This window comes from Psychrobacter sp. CX16 (assembly GCF_057396245.1).
This window is the reverse complement of record NZ_JBXYJF010000019.1, coordinates 1-16,570: the sequence shown is the minus strand read 5'-3', so window position 1 is coordinate 16,570 and position 16,570 is coordinate 1. Positions and strand designations below refer to the sequence as shown.

Annotated in this window: 9 protein-coding genes; 3 read left to right on the top strand and 6 right to left on the bottom strand. The window is 43.9% G+C overall.

Translation table 11 applies throughout. The annotated features are described in order from the left end of the window. Positions 1–33: 33 nt before the first annotated feature. The 6 genes from lgt to urtA form a co-directional block, all read right to left on the bottom strand. Entirely contained in the window at positions 34–918 is an 885-nt protein-coding gene (gene lgt, locus AC2SLM_RS08230; RefSeq protein WP_486542585.1) for a prolipoprotein diacylglyceryl transferase, read from the bottom strand. Positions 919–1,100: 182 nt separating this feature from the next. Next, positions 1,101–1,799, bottom strand: coding sequence for an urea ABC transporter ATP-binding subunit UrtE (gene urtE / locus AC2SLM_RS08225; RefSeq protein ID WP_486542583.1), 699 nt, complete (start codon positions 1,797–1,799; stop codon positions 1,101–1,103). A 78-nt stretch (positions 1,800–1,877) separates the two neighbouring features. Next, positions 1,878–2,900, bottom strand: a complete 1,023-nt coding sequence (urtD, locus tag AC2SLM_RS08220; protein ID WP_486553145.1) for an urea ABC transporter ATP-binding protein UrtD — start codon at positions 2,898–2,900, stop codon at positions 1,878–1,880. Further along, positions 2,900–3,970 (bottom strand): urea ABC transporter permease subunit UrtC, encoded by a 1,071-nt coding sequence (urtC, locus tag AC2SLM_RS08215; protein WP_486542578.1) that lies wholly within the window; start codon positions 3,968–3,970, stop codon positions 2,900–2,902. Before urtC ends, urtD begins: the two co-directional genes overlap by 1 nt. Before the next feature lie 10 nt (positions 3,971–3,980). Continuing rightward, positions 3,981–5,771 (bottom strand): urea ABC transporter permease subunit UrtB, encoded by a 1,791-nt coding sequence (gene urtB / locus AC2SLM_RS08210; protein ID WP_486553143.1) that lies wholly within the window; start codon positions 5,769–5,771, stop codon positions 3,981–3,983. Between the two features lie 373 nt (positions 5,772–6,144). Beyond that, positions 6,145–7,494 (bottom strand): urea ABC transporter substrate-binding protein, encoded by a 1,350-nt coding sequence (gene urtA, locus AC2SLM_RS08205; protein ID WP_486553142.1) that lies wholly within the window; start codon positions 7,492–7,494, stop codon positions 6,145–6,147. Positions 7,495–7,788: 294 nt separating this feature from the next. On the opposite strand from urtA, the gene AC2SLM_RS08200 reads away from it, so the two are divergent. The 3 genes from AC2SLM_RS08200 to AC2SLM_RS08190 all read left to right on the top strand — a co-directional run. Continuing rightward, positions 7,789–8,649, top strand: a complete 861-nt coding sequence (locus AC2SLM_RS08200) for an NRDE family protein (protein ID WP_486553140.1) — start codon at positions 7,789–7,791, stop codon at positions 8,647–8,649. Positions 8,650–8,948: 299 nt separating this feature from the next. Next, complete coding sequence (locus AC2SLM_RS08195) at positions 8,949–10,043, top strand: NAD(P)-dependent alcohol dehydrogenase (protein WP_486553139.1); 1,095 nt, start codon at positions 8,949–8,951, stop codon at positions 10,041–10,043. Positions 10,044–10,334: 291 nt separating this feature from the next. Further along, the coding region (locus AC2SLM_RS08190; protein ID WP_486553138.1) for a tandem-95 repeat protein at positions 10,335–16,570 on the top strand (6,236 nt) is incomplete at its 3' end.

Sequence of the window (16,570 nt, the reverse complement as noted above, 5' to 3'; positions counted from 1 at the left end):
TTGGTTTACGAGTAAATAATATCAGTAACTGGCTTATGAGGGAGTCGCATATTTGCCCCAATCATAAACTTGGTTACGATATGCCAGCACCATTAATACTAGGCCAATCAATATCATAGGTAGTGTGTATAACTGACCTTTACTCATCCAGCCCATAAATAGCTCATATCCTGGGTCGGGCTGACGGAAGAACTCAATAACAAAGCGGCTAATGCCATAACACAGCATGAACAAAGCAGTCACTGCCATACGTGGACGTGGTTTCGATGAGAACCACCAGACCAAGATAAAGGTTAATAAGCCCTCAGCAAATGCCTCATAAAGCTGTGAGGGGTGACGCGGCAGTAGGTAATTACCATTTACCTGCGTCATTAATGTTTGCATGGTGGGATTGGTGGTAATCAAGGCAGAATCAAATTGTGCTGCTTGCGGAAAATAAGTTAACCAACTATAGCCGCCGTCAGATACACGCCCCCAAAGCTCGCCATTGATATAGTTACCTATACGGCCAAATAATAGGCCTGTCGGTACACAAGGCACAATAAAATCAAGCACGTTAAAGATGGGCTTTTTGTACTTTCTAGCGAAATACAACATGGCCAGTGCCACACCAACAAAGCCGCCATGGAAAGACATGCCGCCTTCCCACACCTTAAACAGATAGGTAGGGTTATTTAATAATTCGCTAAACTGATACAGCAGGACGTAGCCAATACGGCCACCCAAGATGACACCGAGTGCGCCAAAGAACACCAAGTCTGAAACCATCTCAGTGGTCCAGCCTTCACGTTTGCTACTGCGATACCACGCTAATCCATAAGCGGCAGCGAAGGCCAGTAAATACATAAAACCGTACCAATGAACTTGGATCGGGCCCAGTGATAAAGCAACAGGATCAAATTGAGGATGAATCATCATGAGTGAAGTCTACATAGTTATTTGATGTGGCTCATAATAGCAAAAATTAGTCACAAGCACATTACCAATCAATTGTATTTAGATACGGTAATACAGCGCCATTACGAATTAGGCACAATAAAGCCGAGCGTTTAAAGGCTCGGCTTATGACACTATAAATAAAGTTTGGTGTTAAATTAAATTTAGATAGCCACCAACTCTTGAATGTTATTTTCTGCCATCATAGCACCTCTACCACTGGCAACCACTTGTCCACGCGATAAGACGGTGTAGTTATCGGCAAGCTCTTCGGCAAACTCATAGAACTGCTCGACTAATACAATAGCCATATTGCCCTTACGCCCCAAGTCTTGAATAACCCGCCCAATGTCTTTGATGATAGAGGGCTGAATGCCTTCAGTCGGCTCATCTAAAATTAGTACTCTTGGCTCGGAGGCGAGGGCACGAGCAATGGCAAGCTGCTGCTGTTGGCCGCCCGATAAATCCCCCCCACGGCGGTGTTTCATTTCATCAAGCACAGGAAAAATATCATACAAATGAGTCGGGACTTTGCTGGCTTTGCGATGACCAAATTTTGCCATACCGATTAAGATATTCTCCTCAACAGTTAAGGTAGAAAAAATATCACGCCCTTGTGGGACATAAGCGAGACCTGAACGAACACGCTGCTCAGGAGACAGTTTGCTGATGTCTTTGCCGTCTAATAAGATTTGTCCGGATTTAATCGGTAAGATTCCCATTAAGCATTTAAGTAGCGTGGTTTTGCCGACACCATTGCGCCCAAGCACCACGCTACACTCACCAATGGGCGCGGTTAATGTCACATCACGTAAGATGTGACTGCCGCCGTAATATTGATTTATGGCCTTAACTTCTAACATATTCATATCCTGCTCTAAATGTGACGGGCTGCTATTGAGTCAATGTTTATTCTTATTAACCTAATTAGACCAACTAACCTAACGACCTAGGTAAGTTTCAATAACCGCTTCATTGGCTTGCACCTCGGCAAGTGTACCTTCTGCTAAAATAGCGCCGTTGGCCAATACCGTAACCTTCTCGCTAATAGCATCGATAAAGGTCATATCGTGCTCAACCACGACTAAGGTATGGTTCTTCTTAAGGCGTAGACACAGCTCAGCGGTGTGTTCGGTTTCGGCATCAGTCATGCCGGCGACAGGCTCATCAAGTAAGATAAGCTTTGGGCTTTGCATGAGTAACATCCCAATCTCTAGCCACTGCTTTTGACCATGAGATAACAGCCCAGCTGGCTTATGAAGCATGTCTTTTAAACGGATTTGTTCAAGTGTTGAATCAAGGGTATTCTGTGTATCGGCATCAACTTTAGTAAACCAGCTTTTTGAAACCCGTTTGTCTTTAGGCGCTGCAAGCATCAAGTTATCAAGTACCGTAAAGTTTTCAAACACCGTTGGTTTTTGAAACTTACGACCGATACCCGCTTCGGCGATCTCTTCAGTAGACAGCTTCGATAAATCATGAACCTGACCAAAAAATGCAGTGCCTTCAGTGGGACGAGTTTTCCCTGTAATGACATCCATTAAGGTGGTTTTACCCGCGCCATTAGGGCCAATGATGCAGCGTAACTCGCCTTCTTCAATATATAAAGATAAGTTGTTAAGGGCTTGAAACGAGTCAAACCACACGCTAACTTCTTCCAAATACAGTGCAATCCCATGGCTCATATCTGGCCCTGACTTAGGTTTAGGATGCGCTAAGCCATCGCTATCGCCGTAGTCTTCTGCCAACGTTGTCACTGGGTTGTTATGAGTCGCTGATGGGTGAGTATCTACTGTCACATTATTCGCTACAGGAGTAGAGTCTATGCTATGCGTAGATGTCGTTGCAGTTGTAGCACCTTCTTGATTTGAAGACGCATTCTTAGGTGATTTTAATAAAAGGTCTGTTTTAGTTGGCTGTGCCACAGTCGTATCCGTCGTTGAATCAATAGATTGTTTTGGCATTATTCTTTTTCCTTCTTAAAGCGGTCAAGTAGGCCAATAATGCCATTCGGCATAAATAAGGTAACGACAACAAATAACCCACCTAAGATAAGTAACCAAAATTCGGGATAGGCAACCGTAAAGTAGGTTTTAATGGCATTGACCGCGCCAGCACCAACAATGGCACCGATCAAGGTTCCACGGCCACCAGCAGCTACCCATACCGCCATCTCAATGGAGTTAACAGGGTTCATCTCGCCTGGATTAATGATGCCGACTTGGGGCACATATAAGGCCCCAGCGATACCGGCGATCACCGCAGACAATACCCAAGCAGATAGCTTGTACCAAAGCGTACGATAACCCAAATATTGCAAGCGATTTTCACTATCACGAATGGCACCAAGCACACGGCCATAAGGCTGATTCATTAAATATCGCAGACCGACATAAGACAGCAGTAAGGCAAGTGCGGTAGTAAAGCACAGCATGGCACGGGTTGATGACGCAGTGATGTCGTAGCCCAAAAGCGTGGTAAATCCGGTAAATCCATTGTTGCCACCAAAGCCCGTTTCGTTACGGAAGAACAGCAGCGCCGCGGCGTAGGTCATGGCTTGGGTGATAATGGAGAAATAAACACCTTTAATTTTTGAGCGAAAGGCAAAGAAACCAAAGATAAAGGCAATCAGCCCAGGTACAAGTACCACCAGTGCTATTGACCACCAGAAGTTTTGCGTTCCGGCCCAGTACCATGGCATTTCTGTCCAACTTAAAAACCGCATAAAGTCAGGCAATCCCGCGCCAGCAGTTTCCCTTGTTAAGTACATGCCAAAGGCATAGCCGCCAAGCGCAAAGTATAGGCCGTGACCAAGACTTAAAATACCGGCATAGCCCCAAACCAAGTCTAGCGCCAAAGCCACCATGGCCAGTGCCATGATTTTGCCAATTAAAGTAATCCAGTAAGCTGATAAATGCAGGCTTGAGCTTTCAGGCATTAAATGCAGCCAAGGTAGTATCAGCAGTACTAAGAAACACAGCCCAATAAGAATAGAGTTACGCGGTGAATCAGATAATAGTTGAGTAATACGCATGAGGTTCTCCTTAATCCACAAAGCGGCCTTTGAGGGCGAATAAACCTTGTGGACGTTTCTGAATAAACAGAATCACAAGAACCAGTAACACAATCTTAGCCATCACAGCACCAATGCCAATTTCAAGCACCGTACCACTCACGCCAAGACCTAAAGCTGCCAATACAGCGCCCCATACTTGTCCAACACCACCAACGACAACGACTAAGAAGGCATCAATAATATAAGTCTGACCTAAGTCAGGACCGACGTTACCCACTTGAGCCAATGCGCAACCAGCAAGTCCTGCTAGCCCTGAACCAAGTCCAAAAGCGAGCATATCGATGCGGGCAGAAGGGATGCCTACGGCACGCGCCATTTGGCGGTTTTGAGTCACTGCGCGCACAAATAAACCAAAGCGGGTTTTGTTCAGTAAATACACCAGTAGCGCCAATACAATCACGGTAAAACCGATAATAGCGATACGGTTATATGGCAGTGATAAGCTTGAGGACACCTGATAAGCACCGCTTAACCAGTCAACGTTACTCACTTCAACGTTTTGTGCGCCAAAGATCATACGCACTAATTGCATCAGAATGAGACTGACACCGAAGGTCGCCAGCAAGGTCTCAAGCTCACGACCATACAGAGGACGAATCACGATACGCTCGATAATCATGCCAATAATGGCACTGACTAAAAAGGCAACAGGGATGGCTGCGACTAAATACCAGCCTGCCATACCCGGTAGATACGCTTGAAATAAATTTTGCACCACATAAGTGGCGTAAGCGCCAATCATAATAAGCTCACCATGCGCCATATTAATGACACCTAGTAAGCCAAAGGTGATGGCAAGACCAAGAGCGGCTAAAAGCAAGATACTGGCGGTACTCATACCGGTAAATAAATGACCCGTCCAAGTGCTTACTTTAATGCGATTGGCAACACTGCTCTCAGCTGCCACTAAGGCACTTTTTAACGCAGGATCTAAATTGTCAGCAGTGAGGGCAGATTGAATATCGACTAGGACTTGCGGGCTGTCGCTATCAGCCAGCTCATTAACGGCCGCAATTTTAGTGGCGAGATTGCCATCTCTAAAATTGATACGAGCTTGCAGGTCGGCAAGCGCCTCTTGCACCTTGCCATTATCTTCTTTAGCAGCGGCGGCTGTAATCGTCGCAGGGTCGACTTGATCTATATTGTCAGATAAAATCTCTACTGCTTGTAAACGCTGAGCGGTATTGTCAGATGCAAGCTTGACCTTAGCTTGACCAAAGGTCAATGCTGAACGCAATGCATTGGTCAGTGTAATTTGTGATAAATCGCTAGGCCATTCGCTAGTTTCTTGTTTATCAGGATAAGTGAATAATTGATCGTCACTATTGAGTAGATAAGTCTGACCGCCATTACCTTGATACAGCTCATCTTTACTAATCAGCTCAACTAACGTATCTAAGCTTTCAGCTGTTCCAGGCCAGTTATTTAACATCGCTTGACGTTGAGCAAAATCAGCGGCGACAAACTGCACAATGGCATCACCTGAGCTCGCAATCGGGTTATCCAAGGCTGCTGGCGTGGTTAGAGAGTGCTCATTTTGATCCTGCAAGGAGTCACCATCAGTATTTACGATTTGTGAGGTGGCAGTCACCGTATCCGCTACTGCGGATGTCTGCTCAGCGTGCGCAGGCACCAATAAGGTAAGGTAAGTGACAAAAAACAAAGGCAGCCACGCTAAAAAGCGGAAAAACCGTGTTATCAGCAACGGCTGCCTCTTATACGAGGGCTCTGCTATTGAGCGTGAGATATGGCGCGGCATATGCGGCTCCTTAATGAGAATAGTATGATGTTCGACAAACCCTTGATGTCTAACCTTCTTTGATATAGAGGGGTCTAATCATAAAGAGATGACGTATACAGCAAGGGTTTATGGAAAATAGCCAAGTAATAAAATTGTCGGTTATTAATAGTTTGTTATAAATCGTATTGACATAAGACGCTACTATGAAAGGTTACTATGAAACGCTAAAACGAAGCGTTAAAACAAAAAGCTGAGATAAAAGGTGGCGGTGAAAAGAGGAAGTAAACTTCCTCTTTTATTGTCCTCTATTGACCTTAGTCTTTTACAAGTTACCACTCATATCAATTTTGCGTCATTTATACGGGTGACCAATTTGAGTTACTAATATGAGTTATTTAGGAATGTACTGACTCCAAGGCTCGGCACGGATTACCTCAGGCGTTTTACTAATCACATCAAACTGACCATCAGCACGTATTTGACCAATCATGACCGGCTTCCATAAGTGATGGTTTTCTTCATCCATTTTCAAAGTATAACCAGAAGGGGCATCGAACGTTTGACCGCCCATGCTGATACGTACTTTATCCACATCAGTTGTACCTGCTTTCTCAACTGCTTGTTTCCACATATTGATACCCACATAAGTGGCTTCCATAGGATCGTTGGTTACTACTTTGTCAGCATTAGGGAGCTTATGATCCAAGGCGTACTTTTTATATTTTTTGGTAAAGTCGCTATTAACTGGGTTTTTCACCGACATAAAGTAGTTCCACGCTGCCAAATGCCCTTGTAACAAGCTGGTATCGATACCGCGTAGTTCTTCTTCCCCTACTGAGAATGCCATTACTGGGATATCAGACGCTTTGATACCTTGGTTGGTAAGCTCACGGTAAAATGGTACGTTTGAGTCACCATTAATGGTAGAGATGACCGCTGTCTTTTTACCCGTAGAGAAGTTCTTAATGTTACCGACGATAGTCTGATAGTTGCTAAAGCCAAATGGGGTATACTCTTCCATGATGTCTTCATCTGCGACGCCTTTAGACTTCAAGAAGGCGCGTAAAATCTGATTGGTGGTACGCGGATACACATAATCGGTACCCAAAAGCACGAAACGCTCAGCACTACCGCCCTCAGGGCTCATTAAGTACTCAACAGCAGGGATGGCCTGCTGGTTAGGCGCTGCACCGGTATAGAAGATGTTTTCTGATTGTTCTTGACCTTCGTACTGTACAGGGTAGAACATTAAGCCGTTTAATTCTTCAACAACCGGTAGTACTGATTTACGTGATACTGAAGTCCAGCCGCCAAAGATAACGTCTACTTTATCTTGAGTTAATAGCTGGCGGGCTTTTTCCGCAAATAATGGCCAGTCTGACGCAGGGTCAACTACAACTGCTTCTAGCTGTTTGCCTAAAACGCCACCATTGGCATTGATTTCGTCAATGGTCATTAGCGCCGTGTCTTTTAAAGAGGTTTCTGAGATGGCCATGGTGCCAGATAAGGAGTGCAAAATACCTACTTTAATAGTATCGCCATTGGCTGCAGGGGTAGGAGTTGTCTCGGTGCTGGTTTCTGTTTCAACAGGGGCGGTCTCCGCAGTGGTTTCTGCAGGTTTTTGGCAGCCAATCAGGCTTAAGCTTCCGACTATCGCAACGGCTAAAACAGATAAACGTGATGACACACCAGTTTTAGTAGTGCGAGGCACTAGGGCAGGTACAGTGGCTAATAAAGACATAAATTTCTCCAAGAGTAAAATAACAGCTGTGTAAGCTGAGGTAATATAAAGTTACTAACTGTTATTAATGTTTCAATAATTGTGCCAACCTTAATTGATTAAATTTGCACCAATTTTGTTCTTATTGACATAAATAGGTTTATTTTTGCCCTAAAATAGACTATTTATTTTACCTACACGATAAGATTATGTTTTTTATGTATTAAAAATGAGCATAAATAGAACCATTTGATTTAAAACTTAAACCAAAGACCGATTTGTTATTAATAATTTTCATTAAAAAAAGGAAATCTAATGTGTATAGCGGCTATTGCGTGGCAATTATTCGATGAGATGCCATTAGTGCTGTTGTCTAACCGCGATGAATTTTTGGCACGACCAACCACAGCAGCCCATCAGTGGGCAGATGAACCAATCTATGCCGGTCGTGATAATAAAAGTGGCGGAACCTGGCTTGGCGTGCACCAACAAAGCACAAAGGGAGAAATAGTCAATCAGAACGGGCGATGGGCAGCGGTGTTAAATTTTCGAGATGGCGTACAAGCGAGCGAAAACCAACGCTCTCGAGGCGAGCTGGTAACTAATTTTTTAACCAGTGATTTATCGCCACTTGCGTTTGCCCGTCAGCTTGATCTACAAGCCTACGCAGGATTTAATCTTATTGTTGGTGATACCCAGCAAGCAGTGATCGTCAATAACCGAGGCTATCCACCGACGCCGTTACACAGTGGTCTTCATATTATCTCAAACGGTCAGCCAGACAGTGAGTGGTTTAAATCTGAGCGTTTGCGCGGGCGAGTACGCCAAGAAGTGCTGCCTTTAATCAGTGAAAGTATTGAGTTTAAGGACGGTGACAAACACTATTGGCAAGCTGCTGCATGGCAGGTATTGTCAGATACCTTGCAAGCTCCCAGCGATCAGATGCCTAATACGGGACTGCCAAAGTCGCTAGAGCAGGCGTTGTCCTCTATCTGTATTGATACGCCAGAGATGCCCAATTATGGCACCCGTACCCAAAGTATATTGACGATGAGTCTAGCCCCACATCTAGCGGCCCCTCATGTGGCTCATTTAGCGCAGTCCAATCCAGCCACACAGACCGCATCCGCCAAGCCAGTGTTAGCGTTAGAGAGTCGTGAGTATCCCTATAGTTAGCGAACTACTAAACGGTTACGGCGTTAACCTCGTAAAGCCTACTCCCGTATTACTTGCTACTTGCACTCGGTTGCCTTGTAACCATTTTAGAGTTCTTTGACTATATAAGGGCTAAAAGGCTATGAATAGAATATGTTAAGTTACAAAACCCATAAAAATAATGTGGTTTTAAACTTTCTTGTCATATATGAAAGGTATATTCTATTTATAGGATCGAGAGTAAAGGGAAAAAACAGTTACCTCTGACACCAAAGACCACTGTTTTGTTGATAAAAGCCAACTCACAAGGAAGATATGCCATGAGCATGATGAAGTCGCTAATATTCGTTGAACCAGGTAAAATTGAGCTGACAGAAAAGAAAATCCCTGACGTGGGCCCTAATGATGCGTTAATAAAAATAACCACGACTACCATTTGCGGTACCGATATTCATATCTATAAAGGAGAATATCCGGTTGTTCAAGGGCTGACCATTGGTCATGAACCTGTTGGGGTAATCGAGAAGCTTGGTAGTGCGGTTATGGGCTATGAAGAGGGGCAACGCGTCATTGCGGGTGCTATTTGCCCAAGCTTCACCTCATACGCCAGCCAAGATGGCTTTCCTTCACAAGATGGCGGTTATATTCAGCCAGATGGTACCTGCGCTTGTCATGGCTATAAAGCGACCGGTGGTTGGCGCTTTGGTAATATCATCGATGGTACGCAAGCAGAATACGTCTTAGTGCCAGATGCACAGGCTAACTTAGCCCCTGTGCCTGACGGGCTAACCGATGAGCAGGTGCTCATGTGCCCTGATATCATGTCAACCGGCTTTAAAGGTGCTGAAAATGCCAATATCCAAATCGGTGATATTGTGGCTGTTTTTGCCCAAGGGCCTATCGGACTATGTGCGACAGCAGGTGCTAAGCTAAAAGGCGCATCAACTATTATTGCTATTGATGGTAATAATGATCGCTTGGCAATGGCCAAAAAAATGGGCGCTGACGTCACTCTTAACTTTAAAGAAGTCGATGTGGTCGACGAGATTATGAAATTAACAGGCGGACGCGGTGTCGATAGCAGTATTGAAGCATTGGGGTTACAGTCGACCTTTGAGCAGGGACTCAAGATACTTAAGCCGGGTGGCACGTTCTCAAGCTTGGGCGTTTATTCAGAAGACTTAACCATTCCGATGGCACATTTTGCCGCTGGTCTTGGCGACCATACCATTCGTACCGCACTGTGCCCCGGTGGTAAAGAGCGTATGCGTCGTCTGATTAACGTCATTGAATCTGGTCGTATTGATTTATCAGAAATGGTAACTCACACCTATAAGTTAGATGATATCGTTGATGCTTACGACTTATTTATGCATCAACGTGATGGTGTGTTAAAAGTGGCGATTAAGCCTTAGGGTAATGCCCAATAATATAGTTTAAGATTTTTATCCTATTGTTTGTTCATTAATAAGCTTTTTTTAACTTATTTCAGATTGGGACAATAATAGCAAAAGAGGCTAATCAATTTTTGATTAGCCTCTTTTTTTATTGATAGGAATAGTAGTAATATTGATAAATATTACAGTTAAGTTATGTTGCTATGAGTAACTATATATAGTAAATTCATTAATTATAATTACATCAATGAGCTAACTGAAAATCACATAATATGAATACCTATTAAATAAACTCTAAGGGAACTGACCATGGCTCAACATACCCAACTAATTATAAAAAAAAGTGGCATAGAATTTAATTCAGTTGTGCTAAATCACGAACAGATTTCAAAGTTTATAGCCACAGAAGATATGCAGATATCTCTAATTAATGCTGAGACAGGACAACCTGAGACAAAATTGCAAGCCAAAAAGTCAGGAAATGATTTAATTGTTGCCAATGATACTGGCGAAGATTTCTTAATTATTGAAGATTTTTATACAGTAGTAAATATTGAGCTTGGCACAGTAACAGATACTGGGGCGGGATTTGTTGAATTTAGTCCCATTGAAGAAGGTGTAGTAGAAACGGCTGGTCTGACCTCAGAATCATCATATACACCGTTAGTAACGCAAATGTTAGATAGTGTGGCAGCAGTTGAGCCTACAGTTGTAGATGGAATTAGCAATATAACCTTATTAGGTGGACTAGGTGCTTTAGCGTTGGGGGCGGTGGTAATAGACAATAATAGTTCATCTTCTTCAAGCGGACCAAGTAATGATTTACCAGTTTCAACAGACACTGCTATTGATGCAGTCGAGGACACCGTAGCGACAGGTAGTTTATCTGATGCGACAGACGCTGATGGTGACAGCCTAACCTATGCCCTAGCAGATGCCCCAAGTAAGGGTGGCGTCGTGATTGAGGCGGATGGTAGCTACACGTATACCCCGAATGCCGATTTTAATGGCACTGATAGCTTTACCTACACCATTGATGATGGTCAAGGCGGCGTGATAACCCAAACCGCGACTGTGAGTGTTAGCGGTGTCAACGATGCGCCAGTATCAGCAGACAGCAGTATTGAAGCGGTGGAAGATACCGTCGCGACAGGTCAATTAGTAACAGCCACAGATGTTGATGGCGATGAGCTGACCTTTGCTTTAGCAGATGGAACTAGCAATGGCACAGTGGTTGTTAATGCGGATGGTAGTTATCAGTACACACCAAATGCTAACTTTAATGGCACCGATAGCTTTACCTATACCATCACCGATGGTACAGAAACTATTACTCAAACAGCAGCTATCATGGTTGCCTCAGTCAATGATTTACCAGTCTCAACTGACACTGCTATTGATGCAATCGAGGACACCGTAGCAACAGGTAGTTTGTCTGATGCGACAGACGCTGATGGTGACAGCCTAATCTATGCACTAGCAGATGCCCCAAGCAAAGGTAGCGTCGTTATTGAGGCAGATGGTAGCTACACTTATACCCCGAATGCCGATTTTAATGGCACTGATAGTTTTACCTACACCATTGATGACGGTCAAGGCGGCGTAATAACCCAAACCGCAACTGTGAGTGTAGAGGGTGTCAACGATGCGCCAGTATCAGCAGACAGCAGTATTGAAGCGGTGGAAGATACCGTTGCGACAGGTCAATTAGCAACAGCCACAGATGTTGATGGCGATGAGCTGACCTTCGCTTTAGCAGATGGAACCAGCAATGGCACAGTGGTTGTCAATGCGGATGGTAGTTATCAGTACACACCAAATGAGAACTTTAACGGTAGTGACAGCTTTACCTATACCATCACGGATGGCACAGAAACCATTACTCAGACAGCGACTATCACGGTTGCCCCAGTCAATGATTTACCCGTCTCAACTGACACGGCTATTGATGCAGTCGAGGACACCGTAGCGACAGGTCGTTTGTCTGATGCGACAGACGCTGATGGTGACAGCTTAACCTATGCTCTAGCAGATGAGCCAAGCAAAGGTAGCGTCGTTATTGAGGCAGATGGTAGCTACACTTATACCCCGAATGATGACTTCTTTGGTGAGGATAGCTTTACCTACACCATTGATGACGGTCAAGGCGGGGTGATAACCCAAACCGCAACTGTGAGTGTAGAGGGTGTCAACGATGCGCCAGTATCAGTAGACAGCAGTATTGAAGCGGTGGAAGATACCGTTGCGACAGGTCAATTAGCAGCAGCCACAGATGTTGATGGCGATGAGCTGACCTTTGCTTTAGCGGATGGAACCAGCAATGGCACAGTGGTTGTTAATGCGGATGGTAGTTATCAGTACACACCAAATGCTAACTTTAATGGCACCGATAGCTTTACCTATACCATCACGGATGGCACAGAAACCATTACTCAGACAGCGACTATCACGGTTGCCTCAGTCAATGATTTACCAGTCTCAACTGACACGGCTATTGCTGCAGTTGAAGACACCATAGCGACAGGTCGTTTGTCTGATGCGACAGACGTTGATGGTGACAGCCTAACCTATGCACTAGCAGATGCTCCAAGCAAGGGTAGCGTCGTAATTGAGGCAGATGGTAGCTACACTTATACCCCAAATGCCGATTTTAATGGCACTGATAGCTTTACTTACACTATTGATGATGGTCAAGGCGGCGTAATAACCCAAACCGCAACTGTGAGTGTCGAGGGTGTGAATGATGCGCCAGTATCAGCAGACAGCAGTATTGAAGCGGTGGAAGATACCGTTACGACAGGTCAATTAGCAGCAGCCACAGATGTTGATGGCGATGAGCTGACCTTTGCTTTAGCGGATGGAACCAGCAATGGCACAGTGGTGGTGAATGCTGATGGTAGCTACAAATACACGCCAAACGAAAACTTTAATGGCACTGATAGCTTTACCTATACCATCACGGATGGCACAGAAACCATTACTCAGACTGCTAACGTTGCGGTTGCCCCAGTCAATGATTTACCCGTCTCAACTGACACGGCTATTGATGCAGTCGAGGACACCGTAGCGACAGGTCGTTTATCTGATGCGACAGACGCTGATGGTAACAGTCTAACTTATGCATTAGCAAATGAGCCAAGCAAGGGTAGCGTCGTGATTGAGGCAGATGGTAGCTATACGTATACCCCGAATGCCGATTTTAATGGCACTGATAGCTTTGCCTACACCATTGATGATGGTCAAGGCGGGGTGATAACCCAAACCGCAACTGTGAGTGTTAGCGGTGTCAACGATGCACCAGTATCAGCAGACAGCAGTATTGAAGCGGTGGAAGATACTGTCGCTACCGGTCAACTAGCAGAAGCCACAGATGTTGATGGCGATGAGCTGACCTTTGCTTTAGCAGATGGAACCAGCAATGGCACAGTGGTTGTCAATGCGGATGGAAGTTATCAGTACACACCAAATGCTAACTTTAATGGCAGCGATAGCTTTACCTATACCATCACGGATGGCACAGAAACCATTACTCAAACAGCAGCTATCACGGTTGCCTCAGTCAATGATTTACCAGTCTCAACCGATAGCGCTATTAGTGCTACCGAGGACACCGTAGCAACAGGTAGTTTATCTAATGCGACAGACGCTGATGGTGACAGCCTAATCTATGCACTAGCAGATGCCCCAAGCAAAGGTAGCGTCGTGATTGAGGCAGATGGTAGCTATACTTATACCCCGAATGCCGATTTTAATGGCACTGATAGCTTTACCTACACCATTGATGATGGTCAAGGCGGCGTGATAACCCAAACCGCGACTGTGAGTGTTAGCGGTGTCAACGATGCGCCAGTATCAGCAGACAGCAGTATTGAAGCGGTGGAAGATACCGTCGCGACAGGTCAATTAGTAACAGCCACAGATGTTGATGGCGATGAGCTGACCTTTGCTTTAGCGGATGGAACCAGCAATGGCACAGTGGTTGTCAATGCGGATGGAAGTTATCAGTACACACCAAATGCTAACTTTAATGGCAGCGATAGCTTTACCTATACCATCACGGATGGCACAGAAACCATTACTCAAACAGCAGCTATCACGGTCTTTGGTATCAATGAAACATACGATTATGAATTACAGGAAGTATTTGAAACCAGTGTCATTTCAGAGGAGCAAACTCTAGTCAGTCGACAAACTTCTGATTCATTGTATGACACGATGTACTTTGAAGTAACTGGAGAAAATGCCAGTGCAACGCTAAGCTTCTACGACCCCTCAGCAAGTCTAGATTTAAGCGGCAGTTACAGTCTACAAGGTCCTGCTTCAAGTGCTTCAGGCTCTTTAAGTGTTCTATCTGCAGGCTCTTCTTCATATAGCAAAGTACTAGGTAGTGATTTAGCGCCTGGCACATACACTTTATATGTAGATGCTAGTGAGTATGGTTCGACAATTAAGCTTGATGTTGTTCAGTATCAAGATGTTGAGCGTACAGAGTTTACAGGTTATGAGAAAGTTTCAGGTAATGTCTTCACTGATGCTGGTATTGCGGTACCTGAAGAATATGCATTACTGGTAGGTGGTGAGTCATTAGAAAGCTCTGCGACAGATCCAGTTGTCATCGAGACTGATAAAGGTAATTTTGAATTATCATCTGATGGGAGTTATAACTATGTATCAAAAGGTTCTGAGCTTGGCTTAAATCCAGAAAAGCTATCTGAGAGTTTCGATATCATCGTTTCGGATGCACAAGGCAAGTATCTTGGTGTATACCGTGTTGAAGTTGAACCAGATACCACACCGCCAGAGCCAGGTGAGCTAGTATTCAATAACTTTGAGGATACAGGTATATCTCAAGATGATGGTATTACTCAAGACAATGCGTTTGATTTAGCAGTACAAGGCAATGAAGCGGGTAGTACTGTAGAGTTTGAGTACTCGTCTGATAATGGTAAGACATGGCAATCAGTTAATAATGGTTCAGTAGCCAATCTGCCAGACGGTGAGTATAGCTTTAGAGCCAGAGTCACAGATGAAGCATTAAATGAAAGTGTCACAGACGTTAAAACGATTACCATTGACGCGACTTCGCCAGTATTGGGGCAAATTCTAAACTTTAATACAGAGACTAATACACTTGAATTTGATGCCAATATTGATGAAGCAACAGTTAAAGCATATGAATTAGCGAATGGCTCTCAAACCGAGCTTGACTCGGTTACTAATATTCCTTTTAAAGAAGGTAGTTATAGAATTGAAGCGTCAGATTTAGCGGGTAATACAACTGGTATAGACTTTATTATGTCGACGGCGTCTGAGTATTTCAAATCGACCGATAATGTTGATATTGTCAAAGGGTCTAGTGCTAGCGATAACATTTATGGAGGTAATGGGGCTGATATTTTAATTGCTCAAGGAGGAGATGATAATCTATATGGTGAAGCAGGTGATGATGTATTAACCTCATCTTATGGTAATGGTGATTATCTTTCAGGTGGTAATGGCAATGACACTTTAATATTTAAACAAGTGGTCACAAATTCTACTCCAATTAATCAAGCAAACGGAGGCACTGGTGATGATACTTATATAATCAATGGTGCTAGTTTAGCGTTAGCCCCTAATAGAACTTCCATTTATCATAATATCAACATAACTGATGATAGTGGGTCGAATGATTTATATTTGGAAGGGCTAGATGCTTCTGAAATCACTCTGAATAGAAGTAACCAAACTTTAATCGTTCAAACAGAGGGTGGCAGCATTAAAATAGACAGTCAGTTTACTGGGTCAGGTGTCGATAACATCTACTTCGATAATGGTGATGTTTGGGACAGAGAGAGTATTGTCTCTTTAACTGGACAGAAATGGGAAGGAACAGCTGCCAGTGATGTTTTTATATCTACAGAGGAGTACTCTGTTCTTTATGGTTTAGATGGAGATGATGAGTTAACAGGTGGCATTAATAGCGATTACATTTACGGCGGTAATGGGGCTGATATTTTAATTGCTCAAGGAGGAGATGATAATCTATATGGTGAAGCAGGTGATGATGTATTAACCTCATCTTATGGTAATGGTGATTATCTTTCAGGTGGTAATGGCAATGACACTTTAATATTTAAACAAGTGGTCACAAATTCTACTCCAATTAATCAAGCAAACGGAGGCACTGGTGATGATACTTATATAATCAATGGTGCTAGTTTAGCGTTAGCCCCTAATAGAACTTCCATTTATCATAATATCAACATAACTGATGATAGTGGGTCGAATGATTTATATTTGGAAGGGCTAGATGCTTCTGAAATCACTCTGAATAGAAGTAACCAAACTTTAATCGTTCAAACAGAGGGTGGCAGCATTAAAATAGACAGTCAGTTTACTGGGTCAGGTGTCGATAACATCTACTTCGATAATGGTGATGTTTGGGACAGAGAGAGTATTGTCTCTTTAACTGGACAGAAATGGGAAGGAACAGCTGCCAGTGATGTTTTTATATCTACAGAGGAGTACTCTGTTCTTTATGGTTTAGATGGAGATGATGAGTT